Source organism: Paenibacillus sp. FSL H7-0350 (genome assembly GCF_038593195.1).
Classification (GTDB): Bacteria; Bacillota; Bacilli; order Paenibacillales; family Paenibacillaceae; genus Paenibacillus_AQ.
In genome coordinates this window covers 174,354-195,812 of the sequence record NZ_CP151972.1, presented here as the reverse complement: position 1 = coordinate 195,812, position 21,459 = coordinate 174,354, and the positions used below count along the sequence as shown (strand labels likewise).

Sequence of the window (21,459 nt, the reverse complement as noted above, 5' to 3'; positions counted from 1 at the left end):
TCCTATTCTTCACCGCGTGTGACTACAATGCGGTCTTCATAGATTTCTTCAAGGGCAACACCGACATATTTATGCGATTTTGGCGCAACGATATCGGTCTTGCCGCCTTCACGGAGTGCTCTGGCCCGGCGGGCTGAAGCGACTACCAGGGAATACTTGCTGTCGACCTTAGTCACCAGTTCGTCAATGGATGGATATAGCATGTAAGGCACCTCTTCATCTTTTACTGTGGAGCAATGGACCTATCTGCAGAACCTATCATCTAACCTTACAATGTTCGGCGATAATAATGCTTTCTATTCGCTTGCAAGCCAGATCAATCTCGTCATTCACCACGGCGTAATCATAATGCCTGATCAAACCGATCTCATCCTCGGCCACAGACATGCGGTGGCTGATCACATCAGGATGCTCTGTGCCCCGGCCGCGGATGCGGTCCTTCAGCTCGTCCATAGACGGGGGAAGAAGGAACACAAAGATGCCTTCGGGGAATTTCTCCTTGACCTTGAGCGCTCCCTGAACTTCGATCTCCAGAATAATATCTCTTCCGCTCTCCAGGGTTCTCTCTACAAAGTCACGCGGAGTACCGTAATAATTGCCTACGTACTCCGCATATTCCAGCAGCTTGTCGCCTTCAATCATATCGGCGAACTGCTCCCTGGATTTGAAAAAATAATTGACTCCGTTCTCTTCACCCGCACGCGGTAAGCGTGTGGTGGCAGAAACAGAATAGACGAGTTCAGGCATCTTCGGCCGCAGCGCTGTGCATACCGTACCTTTGCCGACACCGGAAGGGCCGGATAGTATAATCAGCAATCCTTTTGACATAGTACACTCCATTTGTTGTTATTCATCGTTATCGTCGTCTTTGCTGGATAGGCGGTGAGCTACCGTCTCAGGCTGTACAGCCGAGAGAATCACATGGTCACTGTCGGTAATAATGACAGCCCGCGTCCGCCTTCCGTAGGTGGCATCGATCAGCATATGCCTGTCTCTGGCCTCCTGGATAATTCTCTTAATCGGTGCCGATTCCGGGCTGACAATGGAAATAATGCGGTTCGCTGACACGATATTCCCAAAGCCGATGTTGATTAATTTGATTGCCATGTTCCGGTTGTTCCCCCCATAAGTAACATCATAGCTTGCTCACTGGTTCCTGTCATTCCAGGTTCGCTGCCTGCTCCCGAATCTTCTCAAGCTCCGCCTTCATATCAAGCGTCAGATTCACAACCGCCAGATGAGTGCATTTCGACCCTATTGTGTTGGTCTCCCTGTTCATCTCCTGGATCAGAAAATCAAGCTTGCGTCCGGCAGGCTCGCTGCCCAGCAGCAAGGCCCGGCACTGGCCGAAATGGCTGTGAAGCCTGGTCAGCTCCTCATCTATATTGCAGCGGTCGGCGAAAATAGCCATCTCCATGCCGAATTTATGCTCATCCCAGGGGAAGCTCCCGTCATTCAGCAGGTTAAGCCGTTGCCGCAGCTTCTCGCGCTGCTCCTCCACAACCAGAGGCGCATATCTGCTGATTCCGGCATGCAGCTCTTCCAGGCGGTCAAGTCTGCGCGTTAGATCAGCCGCCAAATAGGAGCCTTCCCGTCCGCGCATCTCCAGCAGGGCCTCCAGACTAAGCTGGAGACCCTGCTCCAGAAGATCTGTAAGTTCTCCGGAGGCGTCATCAGCAGCCGTCTCTTCCTTCGGTTCCATCACACCGGGCATAGCAAGGATATCCCGCAGGGACAATTCTCCCTTGAAGCCATACTCCCGGACCAGTACCTCCGCTGCATCAAGATAGGCGCTCACCCTGCGGCGGTCCAGCACAGGCTTGTCAGCCGCCCCGTCGGTGAGTTCTCTACTAATAATAACATCTACCCGTCCCCGTCTGATATGAGCCTGAACCATTCTGCGCAGCCTATCTTCATACCCCGTCCATTCCCTGGGCAACCGCAGCACAACTTCGCAGTACCGGTTATTCACCGATTTGACCTCGAACGTTATCTTGTGTCCGCCGGATTGCAGGGCTGACTGACCGTATCCGGTCATACTATATGACAACGGAATCACATCCATTACACTATTGTAATTGATTATTACTAGCGAAACAAGGGGGATAACTTACGTCCTTGCTTCTCCCAAATATACTCCAGCAGCTGCACGCTCATATCATAGAACATAAACGGCGTAATCAGATAGATTCCGTTAAAATGTGCAATCGCCGCATCCAGCAGCTCCTTGGCGATCAGCACCCCTTCGGCCCGGCCTGCTTCGCCTTCGAGTCCGGCCATCCGGCTGCGGACCTCGGCAGAGAGCTGAATGCCGGGAACCTCATTATGCAGATACTCTGCATTGCGTCCGCTGGCCAGCGGCATAATGCCGATGAATATCGGAATATCCAGATGCTCGGTAGCCTTGGCAATCCGGACAATCAATTCAGGATCATACACAGGCTGGGTCATAATATAATCCGCACCCGAGACAATCTTCTTCTCCAGGCGCTCAACCGCTTTGTCCAGATGCTTGACATTGGGATTGAACGCTGCGCCGATGACGAATTTCGCTTTCTGCTTGAGCGGCTTGCCGGAGAAGGCCACGCCGTCATTGAGCTGCTTAATCATACGTATAATTTCAAAGGAAGTCAGGTCATAGATTGAGCTTGAGCCGGGCAGATCCCCGAACCGGGCAGGATCTCCGGTCACGGCCAGCACATGGTCAATCCCCAGCGCATCGAAGCCCATCAGATGCGACTGGGTACCAATCAAGTTGCGGTCGCGGCAGGCAATATGCACCAGCGGCCGCAGGCCTGTGCGGGCCTGCACCAGATGCCCCAGCGCCATATTGCTCATCCGGGTGACAGCAAGCGAATTATCGGCTAGCGTCAGCGCATCGGCTCCAGCCCGGCGCAGCGCTTCTGCCCCCTTCATGAACTTCGCGATGTCCAGATCGCGCGGAGGATCAAGCTCTACGATAACGGTGTGGCGTTCCTTGACCAGATCGACAAGAGTCGGTTCGCCGCCTCCCTGCCCCTCGTCATCGGCCAGATGCTCCTGCACCGCAATTCTCTCAGGCGCACTGAAGGCAGCGGGCTCAGGCAGCGGTTCCACCACATAGCCCTTAAGTGCAGCGGAGATTTCAGCGATATGCTTAGGCGTGGTGCCGCAGCAGCCCCCGATAATCCGGCTGCCCATATCGGCGAACACCGGAGCCATCTGGCCGAAATACTCCGGCGAGGCGCCATAGCGGTACTGACCGTCTACATAATCGGCTACGCCCGCATTCGGATAGATCGACACCGGCAGCGCCAGCTTACCCTGTAGCGTACCCAGCGCTCGCTTGATCCCGTTCGGTCCGGTGTTGCAGTTGAAGCCGATCACGTCCGCTCCGTCCTGCTGCAGAATATGGAAAGCTTCCGGCAGGGTTAACCCGTCCAGCGTCCGCGCCGAATCGTCCACCGCCAGCTGGCAGATTACCGGCAGCGAGCTGAGTTTACGCACAGCCTTCAGCGCCAGATGAAGCTCCTCGACATCATAGAAGGTCTCCAGCATGATTCCGTCCGGCGCTTCCTCCAGGAGCGCAGCAATCTGCTGCGAGAAGAATTTCTTCAGCTCGGAGGAGGACAGATTCGCCCGTTTGCCGGCCCGGATCGAGCCGATGGCTCCGACTACATAACCGTTCTCGCCGGCAGCCCGGCGGGCAATGCGGACCCCCGCACGGTTGATATCCGCCACCTTGGCTTCTAATCCGAACTTCGACAGCTTGTCGTAGTTCGCGGAGTAGGTATTACTCTCCAGCAGTACAGCACCTGCATTAATATAGCTGCGGTGTACATCCTCAATGACCTCCGGTGAGGTCAGATTCAATTCTTCGTAGGAGATGCCGACAGGGAAACCCTTTTGATACAAAAAAGTTCCCATCGCTCCGTCTCCGACTAATACATTCTTCTCCCATGCAGAGCGCAAATCCGGCTTCACCGCAAGAACCTCCCCTTGACTGACATTAGTTTCATACTAATGTAACATAAATCGGGATGGTTGATAAGCTTTAGCAGGCAAAAGAGGCGGCCGGCCGTTATTCTTGTATGCTAGTCCGGCAAATGATTCATACTACGGATAAACTTGCCGGAAGGAGACTGCATAAATGAAGAAAAAAATAAGAAAACTGCTGCTGCGCAAATATACCGTAATTCTCCTGCTGTCTGCGCTCTCACTGTTGTACCTGTACCTGCTGGACTTGATGTTCGGCTACGGTGCGGAGAATATCCAATATATTCTCAATTATCTGCTCTATACTACCTCGGAGAAGCTGACTGCGGCTGTGCTAGTGCTGCTTCTAATTGTACCGGATGCCATCTATTGGTTGAGCGGCCGTCAGCCCGGCCGGGGAGCGGAGAAATGATCTCGGACCGCCGTTACAATGACCAGTAGCACTGGAATGACTATCATTAAATAAGGATATACCCTGTACAGCAGGGTCCCGCCCTCATCAAGATGTTCAATAAAGCTGTGTGCATCCAGCATGGAGGTGAAGAGGATGATCAGTCCGCAGGGATAGAGCATTCTCCGGTACGGAAGCTTGAACAGGTCCGAGATTCCGATCAGCGCGGCAGCAAAAAAGACGGCCATTTTGAAAAACACCCCGATGATCAGCACCATGACCACGAAAATATCCACGCGCTGGATGATATCCGAAACGGAAATCTTGCTGATCGTCGGCATCAGCGGGAGCGGCGAACGCTCTACAATATCAGCACCCAGGACCGAAACATTCAGCGCCATCGTGAAGCTGAGCAGCAGCGCGGAGAACACCATGGCGGCGGCGATGATCCAGGGCCCTTTTTTGACACTGGACAGATAGGGCATCAGCATAGTGAAGCACACCATTTCCCCGAACGGAAACATATAATTCTGATGAATCACCGAGCTAAGCACGGGCTGGAAGCCATTCTCCAGTACAGGCAACAGTCTGTGCAGATTGATCGTACCGGAGAGTATCAGCATCACTGTCCCGAACAGGCCGATTCCCAGAACGACAAACGCAAAAACCATCGACGTTCTGCTCAGCACCTCTACCCCCTTATGCAGCACATATGCTCCCGAGAGCAGCATCAGGGTGCTTAAGATGAACAGCGGAGTATGGTGCATGGTCGACATTGCGAGCATGGTGCTGCCATCGCGCAGATCCCGGGCGGCCAGGTTTATGTAGAGAACAATGTAGAGCAGGCCTACCGGTGCTCCGATATATTTTCCGAGAATTTGCCGTGTATAGCCTGTAAAAGGCTGGTTCGGGTGCTTGCGGTACAGATAGGCGTATCCCGTGAACATGATCAACCCCACCGCGCAGCCGAGCAGGATCGAGAGCCAGGCATCCCGGCCTGCCCCCATCCCCAAATTAACCACCAGCGCCGTACCCAGCTCGAAGAGCACCGTCAGGCTGAAGAATTCGACGAGTCCGATTTTGACCTTACCCATATTCTATGGACCTCCTCACCCGGTTATCTTACCGGCAGACTTAATGAATCTGAAAAGAGCTGCTGCGCATATCCGTATGCCGGATGACCACATCCGCGTCGAACCGGATTTCACAGTCTGCAAATACGTCCTCCCAGTGGTCCCTGACCTTCTTCCAGCCGCGCGGGTCCTTCCGCTGCAACGCCCGTCCAAAGCCGAGATAATCGCTGCCCAATTCTTTGGCGGTGCTGACAGCTGCATCGATATGCTTTACGCTTTCTTTTATAAGCCGGTCTGACAGCTCTCCCAGCACTTTAGGCGAGGTAAGATCAAGCGGATTCGGAGCTTCCTTGAGCGCAGCCTGCTGCGTAATTTTCACTGTAAAGACGGGATGCTCCGGGTCAGACGACTTGACCGCAAGCGACACCTGGGACTGAAAGATGTTGAAAGAGAGATAGCTGCCCTCCTGCTGCTTGAGCAGAACCGGGAACTCTTTGATCCGATTATGCAAAAGAACGGTACCTAGTGCAGCGTCACCCGTGAGCCAGCCTTTCAGCTTGTCATCCTTGAACGCCGCAAGCGAGGAGACTCTCAGGATCGACCGGGGTTCGATATTCTTCAGGCTGTCATTACTGCCCGATGCCGGAGTCCACTCTCCTCTGGTGTATACCCCGTTGATCACCGGACCGCCTCCTCTAATCTGAATCCCCCGGATCACATCGTCCACGGCCATGTGGAAGTTATAACCGAACTGCTTGGAGGTCGTCTCCAGCTTCTCCACCAGATCATTGGCCGGGATTTTGCTGAACACAGTCATTGTGGACATGATCTCACGCGCAGGCTGTCCCTTGGAGATGAAGATCAGGCTGTTCAGCCGGGTATCGCTCTCCCGCTCCAGCACATCCAGAAGATCCTTGATGCCTTCGCGGGCGAACGCCTCCGAGATCACCAGCACCCGCACATGGCCCAGAGAGAGGAGCCGTGCCGTTTGGCGGGAAGCGTCTGCCAGCGCCTCGAACATCGTGCGGCCTGTTCCAGTGTACAGCGCAACCGGCGATATGCCTCTGCTCTTCTCCCCGGAGATTTCCTCCGCCACTATCACCTGAAAAGACAACTTGTACCGCTCAGCCTCAGAATCGCCCTTGTCGATCGCGACCCCCGAGACAATCGCCCGCCGGTTGAGTTCAACACTATCCCAACAGCCGGTAAGCAGCAGCATTGGAAGGACAACCACCAGCCCCAGGCAAAAAATTCTATTTTTCACGGTTCTCCTCCTCAGCCCTGGCGTTCATGCGGATTAACGGGGGCAGTTCTTCCTCATGTCCAGTCGTTAGCAGCATGTAGTCCGGCATTTCCTCGCGCATCTGCGCCGGCGGCTTGTCCGGCCCCATCAGCCAGAGCGGCAGTCTGAACAGCGTGTCTTTCTGGCTTTTAATGGAGAGCGGCACGAAGGGGAAAAGATAAGGAACGCCGAAGGATCTCAGGCTGCTCATATGTGCCACAAGCAGGATCAGGCCCAGTGTAATTCCATAGAAGCCGAATATACTGGCCATGATCAGAAAAGCAAACCGGATAATTCTCCCGGCAATGGCCAGGTTGTATGCCGGAAGAGCAAAGCTGGCAATCCCGGTCAACGCCACTACGATAACCATGATAGGCGTAATAATCCCGGCCTCTACCACCGCCGTTCCCAAGATAAGCGCACCGACTACTGAGACCGTCTGTCCGATGGCGCGCGGCATGCGTACCCCGGCTTCACGCAGGATTTCAAAGGCCATCTCCATCAAGAGAAGTTCCACAAAGGCCGGGAAGGGCACATTCTCCCGCTGGGAGAGAAGATTAATCAGCAGCGTGGTCGGAATCATCTCATAATGATAGGTAGTCAGCGCAAGGTAGACCGACGGACCCAGAATCAGCACGAGGAAGCTCAAATAACGGACTAGCCGCATCAATATGGTAATGTCGAACCGCTGGGAATAATCCTCGGCAGACTGAAAAAACTGCGTAAACACCGCCGGAAGTATCAGCACAAACGGCGTGCCGTCCACAATAATAACCACCCGGCCTTCGAGCAGATTGCCTGCAGCCACATCCGGCCGTTCCGTGTTGTAGATCGTTGGAAACGGTGTAAAGGTCTTGTCCTGAATTAATTCCTCAATATACCCGGATTCCAGAATCTCATTGATGACAATCTTGTTCAGCCGGTCTCTGGTTTCGCGGATCAGATCCTCCCCCGCAATCCCTTTCATGTACATCAGCGCCACATGGGTATGAGTCTCAGAACCGATCTTCATGACTTCCAGGCGCAGCTTGGCAGATTTGATTCTGCGGCGGATCAGCGAGATGTTCGTGGCCACCGACTCGACGAACCCGTCCTTCGGCCCCCGGACCACGAGCTGGGAGGAAGGCTCACTGACCGCCCGCTGCTCCCCGCCCCTGGTCCCGCACAGAATCGCTGCCCGGCAGCCCTCCAACAGAATCGCAGTGTCCCCGGAAAGAATAGCGAGCATGATCTCTTTCCAATCCTCCTTAAGCTCCGCGTCACCTATCTCCATAGCACGGCTAAGGATCTGCTGCGGGAGCGAAGCTTGTTCCTGCGGTCTGTCAGCATTGCCAGCCGTGCTGTCGAGGAATAGCTCCTCCGTATGATTCAACAGTGAGCCCAGCACGAATTCATTCACGGACGCCGGGTCCGCCAGCCCGCTCAGATGAACAGCAGCCGCTTCCAGCCGGCGTTCTCCCCCGATCTGGATTCTGCGGATCAGGAGATCCGGACTGTCACCAAGCTCCGTCTGAATGTGGAGCAGACTCTGGGCGACCGTATCCGCGAGGCCCAAGGGAACACCGCCTTGTGGCCGTCCCGGTGCAGTATCTGCTCCCGCATTCTGCGTTTTTCGGTTAGACCCTGATTTCATACCCGCTCCTCCTCCCTGATTCTATGCAGAGTTCTATTATTCGCAGATACGTCTGCCATTATTCGGCTTTCATTTCATACGCAGGCTCCTTTCCGGCTCTGAATTACATAAGAAATCCCCTGCATCAGGCATACAGGGGATTTCAAATAATTATATGGGAATCAGATATCAGATATCTACTGAGCCGGTGTATACCACCTGGGCAGGGCCGGTCATATAGACATGGTTGTCTTCCTCGTTCCATTCGATGAACAAGTCGCCGCCCTTCAGGCTGATGACCGCCGAGCGGTCCGTCACTCCGTTCAGCACGGAGGAGACCAGAGTCGCGCAGGCGCCTGTTCCACACGCCAGAGTAGGACCGGCTCCGCGTTCCCAGACGCGCATATCCACGTGGCTGCGGTTCACCACTGTGGCAAATTCCACGTTCACTTTCCGCGGGAAGAGCGGGTGAACCTCCAGCTTCGGCCCCCATGTAGCGAGATCGAACGTTACGGCATCGTCCACATAAATGACTGCATGCGGATTGCCCATAGAGACTGCGGTGAATCTGAACGCTGTGCCGTCCGCTTCAATCAGCTGGTCGAGCACAGGCTCTGCATCAATCGCTACAGGAATCTGCAGTCCAGACAGAACCGGCTCGCCCATATCCACAGTTACGCTCTCCACGATCCCGTCCTTCACCTTCAGGGAGACCTTCTGTTCTCCGGCACCAATCGTCTCAATGACAATCTGCTCCGATTCCACCAGACCATGCTCATATACATATTTGGATACACAGCGGATCGCATTGCCGCATTGTTCAGCCTCGGAGCCATCGGAGTTCATGATACGCATCATGTAATCGCCGCGCTGCGAAGGGAGAATATATACCAGTCCGTCTGCGCCGATGCCGAAGAACCGGTTGCACAGTGTAACTGCAAGCTCCGCGGCATTGCCCGGCAGCTCATCCTCACCGAATACGATAATAAAATCATTGCCCAATCCGTGCATTTTAGTAAATTCCATTGTCAGGTCCACTCCTATAAGTAATCTCAGCTATTTTCACATTCCTGATTTATCATAAACCAAGCTTCTCAGTGAAACCAGCATACCCTATAGGAGTGGAGTGAGGCTATTGATTTTATGCTGAAAACTTTGTACTTTTTATCATCTGACGTCCGCCGCTGCGGCTGCGGTTCTTCTTACCGCCCAAGACGCTGCCCGCTCCCATCAGAAAGGTCGGGATTCCGGCCATCACAAGCACCAGACACCATTCACGGAAGCTGAGCGGAACGGTCTTGAACACCGGCTGAAGTACAGGGAGGTACATTACAGCCAGCATTAAGAGGACAGAGGACAGGACCGCCAGGACCAGATATCTGTTCTGGAACGGATTCCGGTAGAAGACCGAGCGCGAGCTGCGGCAGTCGAACACATGAATGAGCTGGGCCATCACAAGGGTGGCAAAAGCAACCGACTGCGCACGGATCAACTGCTGCGCACTGCCAGGATCTATCCGCAGCGTCAGCCAGAAGGCGGCCAGGGTACAGAGTCCGATCAGCAGTCCGCGGCTGACAATCTTCCAGCCCAGCCGCCGGGCAAAAATATTCTCCTTCGCCCCGCGCGGCTTGTGCTCCATCAGATCCTTCTCAGGTTGGTCAACTCCTAGCGCCATAGCGGGCAAGCCGTCTGTAACCAGATTGACCCACAGAATCTGGATCGGAACCAGCGGCAGCGGCAGCCCTAGCATCATGGCGAAGAACATGGTCAGAATCTCTCCGACATTCGAGGCCAGCAGGTACCGGATGAACTTGCGGATATTCTCATAGATATTCCGACCCTCTTCAATGGCGGCCACGATGGTCGAGAAGTTATCGTCCCCAAGGACCAGGGCCGAAGCCTCCTTCGTCACATCCGTACCGGTGATTCCCATCGAGATCCCGATATCTGCGGCCTTGATCGCAGGCGCATCGTTCACCCCATCGCCGGTCATTGCTACGACATGGCCGTGGCGCTGCAGCGACTTGACAATCCGCAGCTTATGCTCCGGTGATACCCGTGCGTAGACGAACACACTGTCAGAGACCTTATCCAGCGCATCGTCGTCCATGCGGGTAAGCTGGCTGCCGGTCAGGACCGTGCCGCCGCGCTGTAGAATGCCCAGCTGATGGGCAATAGCCTCCGCCGTTGTCCCATGGTCGCCGGTAATCATGACTGTCTTGATGCCTGCCCGGCGGGTCACGCTGATCGCATCGCGCACTTCCTTGCGCGGCGGATCGATCATCCCGGCCAGACCCACGAAGACAAGCTGGCTCTCCGCTTCCTTCTCGCTGCCGGCCGTTTCTCCGCTCCGCAGATCGCGGTAAGCCATACCGAGCACACGCAGTGCGCCGGAAGCCATCTGTTCATTGGCATCCAGCACCTTCTGGCGCAAGGTCGGCGTGCAAGGCACGACTCCGCCCTCCCATAGCATATACGTGCAGCAATTCAGGAGCACGTCAGGTGCGCCTTTGGTGCAGATCATCCGGCCGCCGGGGTGATTCACAACCACGGACATCAGCTTCCGTTCGGAATCGAACGGAAACTCTGTCTCCCGGGTATAGGTTACGGCAAGCGTTTGGGCGGTTAGTCCCATTTTGGCAGACAAAGCGACCAGCGCACCTTCCGTAGGGTCGCCCTTCAGTTCCCATACGGACTGGGTATTCGCCCCTTTATCGGCCTCTGCGCCCTTGCCTTTCTTTTTGCTGCGCGTGTCGGTGAAGCTCTCATAAATCTCAGCATTGCTGCATAATGCACCCACCTGAAGCATGCGCCGGAGACTCTGGTCATTTTTCAGATCAACTGCCCGGCCGTTACGCAGCACACTGCCTACTGGAGCATAGCCTTCCCCTGATACTTCAAGGGTCCGTCCGGCGTTCCAGAGCTGGGTAACTGTCATTTTGTTCTGTGTCAGGGTTCCTGTCTTATCCGAGCAGATGACGGAGGCGCAACCCAGCGTCTCTACCGAAGGCAGCTTGCGGACGATCGCCTTGCGCTTGATCATCCGCTGGACACCCAGCGCGAGTGCTATCGTCACAATGGCCGGAAGTCCTTCAGGAATAGCTGCCACCGCCAGACTCACCCCGGCCAGGAACATCGCCGTTGCAGGCTGACCATGCATAATTCCTGCCAGGACCACAACAATGGTCAGTCCCAGTGAGACGTAGATCAGAATCTTGCCGAGCTGCTCCAAGCGGTGCTGCAACGGGGTCTCCTGGGATTCGGTATTCTGGATCAGATCGGCAATCTTACCCATCTCGGTTGCCATACCGGTGCGGATAACCACAGCCCGGCCGGTTCCCCGGGTCACCATTGTACCCATGAAGCCGATATTCTTCTGATCGCCCAGCGGAATGTCTTCAGCATAGATCGCCGAGGCATGCTTGGAGACCGGCAGCGACTCCCCTGTCAGCGCCGACTCTTCGGCATAGATGCTGCTGCACTGCAGCCAGCGGACATCTGCCGGAATCCGGTCCCCGCTCTCCAGCAGGACGATATCTCCGGGAACCAGCATTCTGGCCGGAAGTACCTCCTGCTTCCCGCTGCGTATCACTTTGGCCGTAGGCGCGGAGAGCTGCTTCAGCGCTCTTAACGAACGCTCGGCGCGGAACTCCTGCACGAATCCGAGTACCCCGTTAAGCAGAATAATCGCGATAATCGTAATGGCGTCTAAGTATTCGCCGAGCAGGCCGGATACCAGTGTCGCCCCCATCAGCACCAGTACCATGAAATCCTTGAACTGATTGAGCAGCAACGTAAAAGGTGATACCCTTTTACCCTCAGACAGCTCATTGTACCCGCTCTCTTTGCGCCTTGCGGCGGCGTCCTCGGCGCTTAGCCCCGTTCCCGGCTGAACGCCGAACATCTCCTGCAGCTCCTCTGCACCGAGCCGGTGCCAGCTTTTTTGTTCCATAACTAATCTTTCCCCTCCCGGTCGTTTCTTGACTTCCGGCGGCGCACAGCTTTTCCACCTGTTCATGTCCAAGTGTATTCATGGTCGTCCCAAAATATCACCGCATCTAGCGTTCTCCTTTTGCACGAACCGGTAAAAGTATGGCATCATAGAGGGAGTACTTCATTATCAGGCGACAGGAGAACTTTATCATGGCATTAGACGGCATTGTTACCCAAGCGATCGTGCATGAGCTTCAGCCCTTCATCGGTGCACGCGTCGGCAAAATATATCAACCCAGCACACATGACCTCGTCTTCACCCTGCGCGGTGCGGGCGGCGGCGGCAAGCTGCTGCTGTCGGCGAACCCGACATACCCCCGGCTGCATCTGACCGAGAGAAGCAGCATCAACCCGGCGGAAGCGCCGATGTTCTGCATGCTGATGCGCAAGCATTGTGAAGGCGGCACCATCGAGAGCATTACCCAGGTGGGGCTTGAACGGATTATTCATATCACCATCAGAACCCGGGATGAGCTGGGGGATGTCTCCGCCAAAAAAATCATTATCGAGCTAATGGGACGCCACAGCAACATCATTCTGACGGAGCTGGCCACAGGGACGATTATCGACGGCATTCATCATGTCACACCGTCGATCAGCAGCTATCGGGTCGTTATGCCGGGAGCAGCTTATACCCAGCCGCCGCAGCAGCATAAGCTGAATCCCCTGCAGATCAGCCAGCCCGATTTCCTAACCCTGCTGGCCTCGGCAGAGGAAGCGGCCCGCTACGCCGCCGAGCATCCGCAAGAGCCGGAGGAGGATATGATCGAGGGCGAGATCGCAGAATTACTGGCCTCGCTTGAGGCTCCGCAGGCTGACGGCTCCGGCGGCCCGGCCCCTTCAGCCGATCCGGCCGGCTGGCTGGTTCACGCCTTCAGCGGCCTGAGTCCGCTGATCGCCGGAGAGATCCTCTACCGGTACAAGGAGATAGGCGGAGAAGCTGAGGATTTCAGCAGCGGGATGGATAAACCCGAACAGCTATGGGAAGCCTTCCATTCTGTCATGGAACCAGTAAGCAAGCAGGATTTCGCCCCGGTCACCGGCTGGAATCCCAAGGGTAAGCCTGTCTTCTCAGCCATTCCACTGAGGCTCATGAGCGGAAATGTGAAGCATTACAGCTCCATTAGCCTCTGCCTGGAGGATTATTACGGAGACAAGGCTGAGAAGGACACCGTCAAGCAGCGGGTTAGCGACCTGATCCGCTTCCTCAGCAACGAGCGCAGCAAGAACATCAAGAAGCTGGCCAACCTGCAAAAGGACCTGAACGAAGCCGAGGATGCAGACCAGTTCCGCATCTGGGGCGAGCTGCTGTTCGCTTCCCTGCACACCGTGAACAAAGGCGACAAGCAAGCAAAACTAGTAAACTACTATGATGAGAATCAGGCGGAGATTACCGTTCCGCTTGACCCGCTGCTAAGCCCTACGGACAATGCACAGCGGTATTTCAAGAAATATAACAAATACAAGAACAGCCTGCGGGTGATCGGCGAGCAGGTCCAGAAGACGCACGAAGAGATCGCCTATATGGAGCTGCTGCTCCAGCAATTGGCCCATGCCTCACTGAATGACATTGAGGAGATCCGTGAGGAGCTGGTCAGCCAAGGCTACTTACGCGACCGCAGCAAGAAAGGCAAGAAGAAAAAGAAGGCAGCCAGACCCACGCTGCAAGTCTTCACTTCCTCTGAAGGGGTGGACATCTATGTCGGCAAAAACAATCTGCAAAACGAATATGTCACCAACCGGCTCGCTTCACCGAACGATACCTGGCTGCATACCAAGGATATCCCCGGCTCACATGTGGTGATCCGCAGCGAGGAATTCGGCGATGCCACCCTAGAGGAAGCGGCCCAGCTCGCCGCCTATTACAGCCAGGCCAAGCAATCCAGCAGCGTGCCAGTGGACTGCACGCTCATCCGTTACGTGCGCAAGCCGAGCGGAGCCAAGCCGGGATTCGTTATCTACGATCATCAGCGGACACTATTCGTCACGCCCGATGAAGAGCGGATCAAGCAGCTGCCGAATGTGCTGCGGAGTTAAGGCTCCAGTAGTGTGCAAACAAATTGAGCTCGCGCGAAGGTAATCTTCACCATGTATGCGGAAAACAGCATACAATGAGCTCGAGTGAAGACGCATGAGCCCATTGTGTGAGGAAAACAGCATACAACCGGCTCTCTCAAGGCGCGTGGGCCCATTGTATGCGGAAACCTGAACACAATAACAGGTGGTTTCCTCTTACTGATCATGCGCTTTACTAACAGTAAGGATTGCTCTTACCAAAAAACCTCCGTCCTGTAGCGCATTCGCTAAGGGTCGGAGGTTTTTGGTGTCTTGTGTCTTGTGTCTTGTGTCTTACTTCTTATGTCCTGCGGGTCAGCCTCTGGCAGCCTTAAGCTGCTCCAGCACAGCGGCAGGCACACTCACACTGCCGATATCCCCGTGGAAAACAACGCCCTGCCGCGCACCGTGGAAATCCGAGCCGCCGGTAACCCGCAGGCCGAATTCCGCAGCCAGTGCAAGGTAGCGCTCATGCTCTGCCGGGCCATGGTCGGAATGGTACACCTCGATGCCGTCCAGATCACATTGCTCCACGATACTGCGTACCAGTGCGTCATCTCCATAGATTCCCGGATGGGCCAGCACCGCTGCACCGCCTGCTTCACGAATCCACTCGCAGGCTGTCCCCGGTGTAATGCGCGGTGGCGAGACATAAGCCGCCGCCCCTTCGCCCAGATACTTGTCGAAGGCATCCCGCATATCTACGGCTGCACCCAACCGTACCAGCTCATCCGCGATGTGCGGCCGGCCGATGCTCTCATCAGGCTTCAGCTCGCGGCCCAGCCCGGCCACTACCTGATCCAGAGTGATCGCAATGCCCAGTCCGCGCAGCTTCTCCATAATCGCTTCATTCCGCCCAAGCCGGGTTCCCCGCTGCTCCTCCAGGCGGGACAGCAGCAGTTCCTGCTCTATGTCGACATAGTAACCGAGGACATGGATCTCTTTGCCGCCCTGCCGTGTGCTGATCTCAACACCAGGGACCACAGTAATCCCGTACCGCTTGCCTGCTTCCAGCGCTTCCGCTATTCCGCTGACCGTGTCATGGTCAGTAATGGCTACTGCGGTCAAACCAGCCTCATAGCCAAGCCGTACATTCTCAGACGGCGGCTGCATGCCGTCCGAGGCCTGGGTATGGGTGTGCAGGTCGCATCTTCCTGCTGAGTCAGCAAGACCTTCCGTAGCTAACGCAGCCACTGATAGCCCGCTATGAATTTTATGGTCTGTCATCGAATTCCTCCATTCTTTCAATTAGGTTTACCTGCTTTCATGCAGCTAGACGCAGCTAGCTATGCATATCCGTTACTGTCCGCCGGCATGCTGGCGCAGGAAGCTCAGGAAGGTTACCGCCGAGATCGGCAATAAGGTCGATTTCAGATGAATCGCGTAGAATTGCCGTTTGAAGGAGGCATCCGTCAGATTAACAATTTTCAGCAGGCCGAGTGCCACTTCATGCTTGACGGAGGAGGTCGAGATGATCGTAATCCCCAGCCCCGCCTCTACCGCCGACTTCACCGCTCCCGTACTGCCCAGCTCCATCACAATTTGCATCGCCGCAGGATCTAGTCCGTTAGCCTCAAGCTGCTCCTCCATCACCCGCCGCGTGCCCGAACCGCGTTCACGCAGCACGAATGGGTAGGCGAGCGCCTGCGCCAGCGTCACTTCCGCCTGGCCGGCCAGCGGATGCTCCCCGGGAACGATCAGCTTCAGCTCATCGCCCATTACCGGTTCAATCACCATGTCCGGATGGGAGACCGGCGCTTCAATCAGCCCGAAATTGAGCTGATGCTTATGAATCTCATCCATAATCTGTGAAGTGTTCATCACCTTCATCATAATCGAGATATTCGGATACTCCTTACCGAAGGGCCCCAGCAGGCGGGGAAGCACATATTCGCCGATGGTCAGGCTGGCTCCTAGCATCAGGCGGCCCTCCAGCATGTGGGTGAAGGCCGACATCGCCTGATCTGTCTCACGCATCAGCTGCATACTGCGCACCGCGAACGGCATCAGCGTCAGGCCGGCCTCAGTGAGTATGATTTTTTTGGTGGAGCGGTCGAACAGCTTGGTTCCGAAATAATCCTCCAGCGCCTGAATCTGCATGGTCACCGCAGGCTGTGTCATATGCAGAGTCTGCGCCGCTGCCGAGAAGCTGCCCCGTTCAGACACAGTATAAAAAATATGAAGCTGATGAAAATTCATACGTTACTGACTCCTTCGCTAATTACAGTTGTAGAGACTAGAGCAAAAAAGGCACGCAGCCTTAAGCCGCTTGCCTCCCTCGTTTCAAGTATCCTACTTGCGCCTGCGGCGTTTCTTGGACAGCTTCATGTGCCGGGAATGACGCAGCCAGGAATAGTATCTCTTGAGATCCCGAAGCTGCGGAGTCACCGATATTTTGCCCAGAAAAGACACGATCACCATGACATACAGCGGCTCTCCGGAGAGGGCACTGACGCCCTCAAGCTGCCTGAAATCAGCCACGATCACCGTATCATTATCAATCAGATAGGCATTATAATCACTGTTCGAATATGGCCTCAGCCGGTTCTGCTTCAGGGCTTGCCAAATCCAGGCGGTCACCTCCACATTCCCGCTGTCCTCAGCAGCTACCCGGTCTGCATAACGGCTCTTGGCATGCCGGGTCAATACGATGTCGGCAATCCCGTAGTTATTCAGCATGATATGGAAGGGTTCGTGCACCCCCCACCAGTCCATCCCCTTGCCCTGCATAGTCATCACACTCCACGTAAAAAGGGTCTTGGCATGCTCTTATTGTTGTCAATCTTACCGCACTTACGGCCGTTGTTCAAGCATACCGCCATCCCCGGGAGACTTACATGGCGTAACCTCAGCTGCCCGTCCGGTGCATACTGACATCGCTGTCATCGACGTAGCTGCTGCCTCTGATCATTTTGCAGCTTTTTTTGAAGCGGGCCGCCTCTACCGACAGCTCTTCAATGGAGGCAAACCGGCGGCTGCGGTTCGTAACCACGGCAATCGAGATCGAGACCAGCGGGATCTCCTCCAGTTGTCCCGAACGGCTCTCGGTCAGCACATATTTCTGGGCCAGATGCCCGGCATGATAGAAATCCTTAACCGCCATATCAAACGCCGCGATAATGCTTCTGCAGCATTCCTCATAGTGATAATCGCTGATAAAAATAATAAAATCATCCCCGCCGATATGCCCCAGGAATCCGTTCATCCGCAGCGCCTCATGCTTCAGCAGCTCCGCAGTGGCCTGAATCATCCGGTCGCCTTCCTTGAAACCGTAGGTGTCGTTGTATGCCTTGAAATGGTCAAGATCGATGTAGAGTACACTGAATTCATCCTGAAGCAGCGTCTTCACCATCCACTCGGTAATACTGATATTCCCCGGCAGCCCCGTTAACGGATTCAGGAAGCTGGCGGCCACCGCCTGAATCTCCGCGAAGTTAAGCAGCAGATCCCTTACGCTAACCGCACCGAACAGGGCCTTTTCGTGAGTCACGATCACATAGTCATACAGATTCTCTTCCTGCCTCGACATCGCCTGCCTGCTTACCTCGATAATGGGCGTGTTATAGTCCACCACCAGCGGATTTTTGTCCATCACCAGCTCTACAGGTCTGCCCATATAGAGCGTATATCCGTATAGCGTACCTATTTTCTGATAAAAGCTGATCCTCATAATCAATCCGGCAGTCCGCCCGTTTTCCGTGACGGCTACGCCTTGGAGCTGGGGATTGCTTTTAAAAATCTGGTCCACAAACCCGCATTTATGATGAATCGAAATGTCCGGGATTTGTTCAGCGATTTCACCGATCTGAAGAAACATGCTTACACCCTCCCTTGACTGGATACGGAAGCACCGGAGACGGAAGTGCTCCACGCTCAGGCCGGTGAGCCGGTCTCCCAAGCGCATAGCCCTGACCATATTCCACCCCCGCCATCTGTAAAAAATGCAGCTCCGGCGCTGTCTCAATCCCCTCGGCAATCACCCGGGTAGAGGAACGGTCGGCATATTCCCGGACCAGTCCCAGCAGCTCCTGTTGCTCCCGGCTGGTATGAATTCCCCGGATGAGGGACTTGTCCAGCTTGATGAATTCCGGCTTCAGATAGACCAGCGTCTTGAGACTGTTGTAGCCGGAGCCGGCATCATCCACTGCAATGCGGAAGCCCTGCTCGCGGTAATGGGACAGTACCTTTTCAAACCGGACATAATCCTGCACCGCCTGACGCTCTGTCAGCTCGAAGACGATCCGCTCCGGCGCAAGCCCCAGCTCCTTCAGATAGGCCAGCGTCTCTCCGCTCTTGTGGCGGGGGTCATACAGCACACCAGGCTGCACATTCACGAACAGCAGCTCCCCGTTCCCGGCCTCTGCCTCCGGCAGCCGCTCCATGTACCGGGATAGCGACATCCTCCGGCAGTACTGCTCGAAGCGGAACATCTGATCACTCCGTCCGGCAAAATCATAAAAATGCTCCGTGCTCGGAAACTGCGGCGAAGCGGGCGGACGGTTCAGCGCCTCATGTCCCAGCGTCTCCCCGCTCCGCAAATGCAGAATCGGCTGAAAATACGTATCCAGCAATTCATGCTCCATAATATCCAGCAGCACAGCTAATCTGCCCAGCTCCTGAACCTCATCCCTGAATCTCCCGCTCATATATCTCAGATATTGCGGCAATGCCGCAAGCTTGCGGGACAGGGTTCCTGTCTTATTCATCTAATCCCCCGTATGCTTGTCTTCGTGAATTCAATAACACTCTCCTCAGCATAGATTGGAATTATTAAGCAGGGATAAACTTCGGGACGGGGCATTGCCTTCTGCGCACCTTTTTTCACACTAACGACTTATTTCGACAATACTTCTGTCCGGTTAATTGTATAGAGCACAGGGATCGCCGCTCCAATGAGGATCACCCCCATAAATGCCGGTGCAGCCGGTCCAAGTGACACGTAGAGCTGTCCTCCAACCAGCGGCCCGATCATTCTCGCCAGTGCCTGAATCGATTGACTGCCCCCTTGAACCCGTCCCTGCTCGCCCGCAGCGGCAGATCTGGACAGCATTCCGTTGAACGAAGGCCCGAAGACCGAATCGCCGAAGCCGAAGATAAACATCCCTGCGATAAAAAGAGGATAAAAGGCGAATAAGGCCGACAACGCAAACAGGACGTAGCCAACAATTTCGGAGACCATTCCGAGGAGGGCTATTTGCCTGTCAGTGTATCTTTTGAGGAGCTTTGGCATAATGAATCCTTGGGACAGGATATCCTGCAAGCCCATGATGGAGAACATCACTCCAATGATCACCGGCTTCCAGCTGAAATTATCCAACGTGAACTGTGAAAAAATAGCCTGGAATGATCCATTCGGTATCCATAGCAGGAACGCGGAGACAAGCAGCCTGTTAAGGTTCTTCATGGACAGCAGGTTCGCAAGCTGCGAGAAGGGATTCAGCCTGACTAAGGGGATTACCTTCAGTCTCTTACTTTTCTCCAGACTCTCCGGCATGAACAGGAAGCCATAACCCACATTCAGTAATGTTACGGCTGCGCCAGCATACATGGGCACCGAATACCCGAACTTGGCCAGCAGCCCGCCCATAGATGGACCGATAATCGTCCCCGCCCCTACCACCGCACTCACCCAGCCGAAGTACTTGGTCCGCTGCTCCGGCGGAAGGATGTCTGCAAAATAAGCGAAGATTGTACCGATGCTCCCGCCTGTGATCCCTTCAATGATCCGCCCGGCGAACAGCGCCCACAAAGCCCCTCCAAGGCCAAATATGAAGTAACCGGCAGCAGAACCCAGCAGGCATAGGAGAAGCAGCGGACGCCGTCCGTATTTATCACTCAGCGCACCCAGCACAGGCGCCGCACAGAACAGGCAGGCCGCATACGCTGAAGTCAGCAGGGTAACTATCACCGCTTGTTTTCCGGGATCGCTAATGTAAGGCTGGACGAGGAACGGAACCACAGGAGCGATGATACTGAAGCCTATTCCGCATAAAAACACTGAGATTAGACCGAATATAAGCGCGTGCTTATCTACCTTTGGTTCTGAAGATTGATCTTGATGGTGATCAGATCTGGATGTGGACATGTGTCTTCTCTCCTTAGAGCTTATGATATTGTTTCCTAAGAAATAATATCATCCTAACACATTTTTGATTCCACGGAAACAAAATATTAACCATAAAAAAACACCCTTCCGGGTGAAGGTAGCTCTGATGAAATATTTTGCCTCAGTCTAGAGGGGAAATTAATCTTCTTCCGTACTGTTCTCCGGCTCCTGCTTCTTAATCTCTTCATCCAAATGCTTATTATACTTCTCCATGAAGCTGAGCATACCGGCATACTGGCTGTCGGTCACCTGCTCAAACACAGGTCTGTCCCGCTCCCGGAACTCACGGTGCAAGTCGTCATGGATCTGATATACAGCCATCCCTTGAACAGTAAGCCTGAAATAGATTTCCTTCTGATTGTCCGGCTTCTGGTAGCTCTCAATAAGCCCCTTATGCAGGAGCTTCCGTGTAATCTTGCTGATCGCCCCCCTGGTCATGTACAAGGCCTCTGCAAGCTTGGTTACGTTGGCGTCCGGATGTGTTCCGATGTATTCAATGCAGTGTACCTCAGAGGGTTTATTGCCCTTAAGGCTGATCTCCATCTTCGACTTGTTCAGCCAGTTCATCTTATTGAATAATTCCCGGAAAGCGGTTAAGACCTGTTCTTCTTTGTTCATTGCGGGTCCCCCTCAAAAAAACAGACGCCAGCGGCGTCTGTCTAAATAACCTTTATCCCTGAACTACAGACCGTAGTACTTGGACTTGTCCGGTCCGTTGCTGGTATATTCCGTCTTCAGTTCATTGCGGTACGAACGCTCAATCTTGCGCACATAAGAAAGTCTGCGGACATTCTTCATGACTTCCTCAGCGCGCTCCGCATTGACGTACATTACCGCATAGTGCATTTTACGGGAAACGTAGTGCAGTGTGCCGTACTTCTCCAGGTTGCGCGCTGCCTTGACGTCGCTAACCCATACAATATAACCTGTCCGTTCCGCAAACATAAGCTCATCCGCCTCTCTTTCTCTATC

The 21,459-nt window shown here is 54.6% G+C and carries 20 protein-coding genes; 2 read left to right on the top strand and 18 right to left on the bottom strand.

Annotation, left to right across the window (positions count from 1 at the left end; genetic code table 11):
* Positions 1 to 2: 2 nt before the first annotated feature.
* Genes rpoZ through NYE24_RS01005 form a run of 5 tightly spaced genes read right to left on the bottom strand, consistent with a single transcriptional unit; the run spans position 3 to position 3,963 of the window.
* A complete protein-coding gene (gene rpoZ / locus NYE24_RS01025) occupies positions 3 to 203 on the bottom strand; it encodes a DNA-directed RNA polymerase subunit omega (protein ID WP_076154734.1) in 201 nt (66 codons plus the stop codon).
* Positions 204 to 258: 55 nt separating this feature from the next.
* Positions 259 to 828: a guanylate kinase gene (gmk, locus tag NYE24_RS01020; RefSeq protein WP_076154732.1), complete on the bottom strand. Its 570-nt coding sequence runs from the start codon at positions 826 to 828 to the stop codon at positions 259 to 261.
* An 18-nt stretch (positions 829 to 846) separates the two neighbouring features.
* Positions 847 to 1,107 carry a DUF370 domain-containing protein gene (locus tag NYE24_RS01015; protein WP_006209218.1) on the bottom strand — a complete coding sequence of 87 codons (261 nt, stop codon included), beginning with the start codon at positions 1,105 to 1,107 and terminating at the stop codon, positions 847 to 849.
* Between the two features lie 52 nt (positions 1,108 to 1,159).
* The gene (locus NYE24_RS01010; protein WP_342477829.1) at positions 1,160 to 2,050 is read right to left on the bottom strand and encodes a YicC/YloC family endoribonuclease; all 891 of its coding nucleotides are present in this window, start codon (positions 2,048 to 2,050) and stop codon (positions 1,160 to 1,162) included.
* Positions 2,051 to 2,088: 38 nt separating this feature from the next.
* A complete protein-coding gene (locus tag NYE24_RS01005; protein WP_076154728.1) occupies positions 2,089 to 3,963 on the bottom strand; it encodes a bifunctional homocysteine S-methyltransferase/methylenetetrahydrofolate reductase in 1,875 nt (624 codons plus the stop codon).
* 166 nt (positions 3,964 to 4,129) lie between these two features.
* Between NYE24_RS01005 and NYE24_RS01000 the strand changes: the two genes are divergently transcribed.
* Positions 4,130 to 4,387, top strand: coding sequence for a hypothetical protein (locus NYE24_RS01000; RefSeq protein WP_076154726.1), 258 nt, complete (start codon positions 4,130 to 4,132; stop codon positions 4,385 to 4,387).
* On the opposite strand, the gene NYE24_RS00995 is transcribed toward NYE24_RS01000, so the two are convergent.
* The 5 genes from NYE24_RS00995 to NYE24_RS00975 form a co-directional block, all read right to left on the bottom strand.
* Positions 4,360 to 5,460: a GerAB/ArcD/ProY family transporter gene (locus NYE24_RS00995; RefSeq protein WP_342477828.1), complete on the bottom strand. Its 1,101-nt coding sequence runs from the start codon at positions 5,458 to 5,460 to the stop codon at positions 4,360 to 4,362. The two genes, NYE24_RS01000 and NYE24_RS00995, sit on opposite strands and share 28 nt — an antisense overlap.
* Positions 5,461 to 5,500: 40 nt before the next feature.
* Complete coding sequence (locus NYE24_RS00990) at positions 5,501 to 6,703, bottom strand: Ger(x)C family spore germination protein (protein WP_342477827.1); 1,203 nt, start codon at positions 6,701 to 6,703, stop codon at positions 5,501 to 5,503.
* Complete coding sequence (locus NYE24_RS00985) at positions 6,693 to 8,354, bottom strand: spore germination protein (RefSeq protein WP_342477826.1); 1,662 nt, start codon at positions 8,352 to 8,354, stop codon at positions 6,693 to 6,695. The genes NYE24_RS00990 and NYE24_RS00985 overlap by 11 nt, the downstream gene beginning before the upstream one ends.
* A 168-nt stretch (positions 8,355 to 8,522) precedes the next feature.
* The gene (gene dapF, locus NYE24_RS00980) at positions 8,523 to 9,359 is read right to left on the bottom strand and encodes a diaminopimelate epimerase (protein WP_076154720.1); all 837 of its coding nucleotides are present in this window, start codon (positions 9,357 to 9,359) and stop codon (positions 8,523 to 8,525) included.
* Between the two features lie 115 nt (positions 9,360 to 9,474).
* Entirely contained in the window at positions 9,475 to 12,285 is a 2,811-nt protein-coding gene (locus NYE24_RS00975; RefSeq protein WP_342477825.1) for a calcium-translocating P-type ATPase, SERCA-type, read from the bottom strand.
* Positions 12,286 to 12,476: 191 nt separating this feature from the next.
* Between NYE24_RS00975 and NYE24_RS00970 the strand changes: the two genes are divergently transcribed.
* Positions 12,477 to 14,363 carry an NFACT RNA binding domain-containing protein gene (locus NYE24_RS00970; protein ID WP_342477824.1) on the top strand — a complete coding sequence of 629 codons (1,887 nt, stop codon included), beginning with the start codon at positions 12,477 to 12,479 and terminating at the stop codon, positions 14,361 to 14,363.
* Between the two features lie 333 nt (positions 14,364 to 14,696).
* Here the strand turns inward: NYE24_RS00970 and NYE24_RS00965 are convergent, their stop codons facing one another.
* The 8 genes from NYE24_RS00965 to NYE24_RS00930 form a co-directional block, all read right to left on the bottom strand.
* Positions 14,697 to 15,608, bottom strand: coding sequence for a PHP domain-containing protein (locus tag NYE24_RS00965; RefSeq protein ID WP_051493469.1), 912 nt, complete (start codon positions 15,606 to 15,608; stop codon positions 14,697 to 14,699).
* 72 nt (positions 15,609 to 15,680) lie between these two features.
* Positions 15,681 to 16,580 (bottom strand): selenium metabolism-associated LysR family transcriptional regulator, encoded by a 900-nt coding sequence (locus tag NYE24_RS00960; protein ID WP_036694991.1) that lies wholly within the window; start codon positions 16,578 to 16,580, stop codon positions 15,681 to 15,683.
* 93 nt (positions 16,581 to 16,673) lie between these two features.
* A complete protein-coding gene (locus NYE24_RS00955) occupies positions 16,674 to 17,117 on the bottom strand; it encodes a hypothetical protein (RefSeq protein WP_256706320.1) in 444 nt (147 codons plus the stop codon).
* 112 nt (positions 17,118 to 17,229) lie between these two features.
* On the bottom strand, positions 17,230 to 18,198 hold the full coding sequence (locus NYE24_RS00950) for a GGDEF domain-containing protein (protein ID WP_036694993.1): 969 nt from the start codon (positions 18,196 to 18,198) through the stop codon (positions 17,230 to 17,232).
* Positions 18,179 to 19,087 (bottom strand): EAL domain-containing protein, encoded by a 909-nt coding sequence (locus NYE24_RS00945; protein ID WP_036694994.1) that lies wholly within the window; start codon positions 19,085 to 19,087, stop codon positions 18,179 to 18,181. The genes NYE24_RS00950 and NYE24_RS00945 overlap by 20 nt, the downstream gene beginning before the upstream one ends.
* A 128-nt stretch (positions 19,088 to 19,215) precedes the next feature.
* On the bottom strand, positions 19,216 to 20,466 hold the full coding sequence (locus NYE24_RS00940; RefSeq protein ID WP_342477823.1) for an MFS transporter: 1,251 nt from the start codon (positions 20,464 to 20,466) through the stop codon (positions 19,216 to 19,218).
* A gap of 159 nt (positions 20,467 to 20,625) precedes the next feature.
* The gene (locus NYE24_RS00935) at positions 20,626 to 21,105 is read right to left on the bottom strand and encodes a MarR family transcriptional regulator (protein WP_036694996.1); all 480 of its coding nucleotides are present in this window, start codon (positions 21,103 to 21,105) and stop codon (positions 20,626 to 20,628) included.
* 63 nt (positions 21,106 to 21,168) lie between these two features.
* A complete protein-coding gene (locus NYE24_RS00930) occupies positions 21,169 to 21,432 on the bottom strand; it encodes a YlbG family protein (protein WP_036694997.1) in 264 nt (87 codons plus the stop codon).
* Positions 21,433 to 21,459 lie beyond the last annotated feature (27 nt).

Bases quoted from the DNA above. Each gene is read 5' to 3' on its own strand.
- NYE24_RS00965 (WP_051493469.1), bottom strand. From the start codon at position 15,608: ATGACAGACCATAAAATTCATAGCGGGCTATCAGTGGCTGCGTTAGCT.
- NYE24_RS00975 (WP_342477825.1), bottom strand. From the start codon at position 12,285: ATGGAACAAAAAAGCTGGCACCGGCTCGGTGCAGAGGAGCTGCAGGAG.
- NYE24_RS00930 (WP_036694997.1), bottom strand. From the start codon at position 21,432: ATGTTTGCGGAACGGACAGGTTATATTGTATGGGTTAGCGACGTCAAG.
- NYE24_RS00995 (WP_342477828.1), bottom strand. From the start codon at position 5,460: ATGGGTAAGGTCAAAATCGGACTCGTCGAATTCTTCAGCCTGACGGTG.
- rpoZ (WP_076154734.1), bottom strand. From the start codon at position 203: ATGCTATATCCATCCATTGACGAACTGGTGACTAAGGTCGACAGCAAG.
- NYE24_RS01015 (WP_006209218.1), bottom strand. From the start codon at position 1,107: ATGGCAATCAAATTAATCAACATCGGCTTTGGGAATATCGTGTCAGCG.
- NYE24_RS01000 (WP_076154726.1), top strand. From the start codon at position 4,130: ATGAAGAAAAAAATAAGAAAACTGCTGCTGCGCAAATATACCGTAATT.
- NYE24_RS00935 (WP_036694996.1), bottom strand. From the start codon at position 21,105: ATGAACAAAGAAGAACAGGTCTTAACCGCTTTCCGGGAATTATTCAAT.
- NYE24_RS00985 (WP_342477826.1), bottom strand. From the start codon at position 8,354: ATGAAATCAGGGTCTAACCGAAAAACGCAGAATGCGGGAGCAGATACT.
- NYE24_RS00940 (WP_342477823.1), bottom strand. From the start codon at position 20,466: ATGTCCACATCCAGATCTGATCACCATCAAGATCAATCTTCAGAACCA.
- NYE24_RS00945 (WP_036694994.1), bottom strand. From the start codon at position 19,087: ATGAATAAGACAGGAACCCTGTCCCGCAAGCTTGCGGCATTGCCGCAA.
- NYE24_RS00960 (WP_036694991.1), bottom strand. From the start codon at position 16,580: ATGAATTTTCATCAGCTTCATATTTTTTATACTGTGTCTGAACGGGGC.
- NYE24_RS00970 (WP_342477824.1), top strand. From the start codon at position 12,477: ATGGCATTAGACGGCATTGTTACCCAAGCGATCGTGCATGAGCTTCAG.
- dapF (WP_076154720.1), bottom strand. From the start codon at position 9,359: ATGGAATTTACTAAAATGCACGGATTGGGCAATGATTTTATTATCGTA.
- gmk (WP_076154732.1), bottom strand. From the start codon at position 828: ATGTCAAAAGGATTGCTGATTATACTATCCGGCCCTTCCGGTGTCGGC.
- NYE24_RS00950 (WP_036694993.1), bottom strand. From the start codon at position 18,198: ATGTTTCTTCAGATCGGTGAAATCGCTGAACAAATCCCGGACATTTCG.
- NYE24_RS00955 (WP_256706320.1), bottom strand. From the start codon at position 17,117: ATGACTATGCAGGGCAAGGGGATGGACTGGTGGGGGGTGCACGAACCC.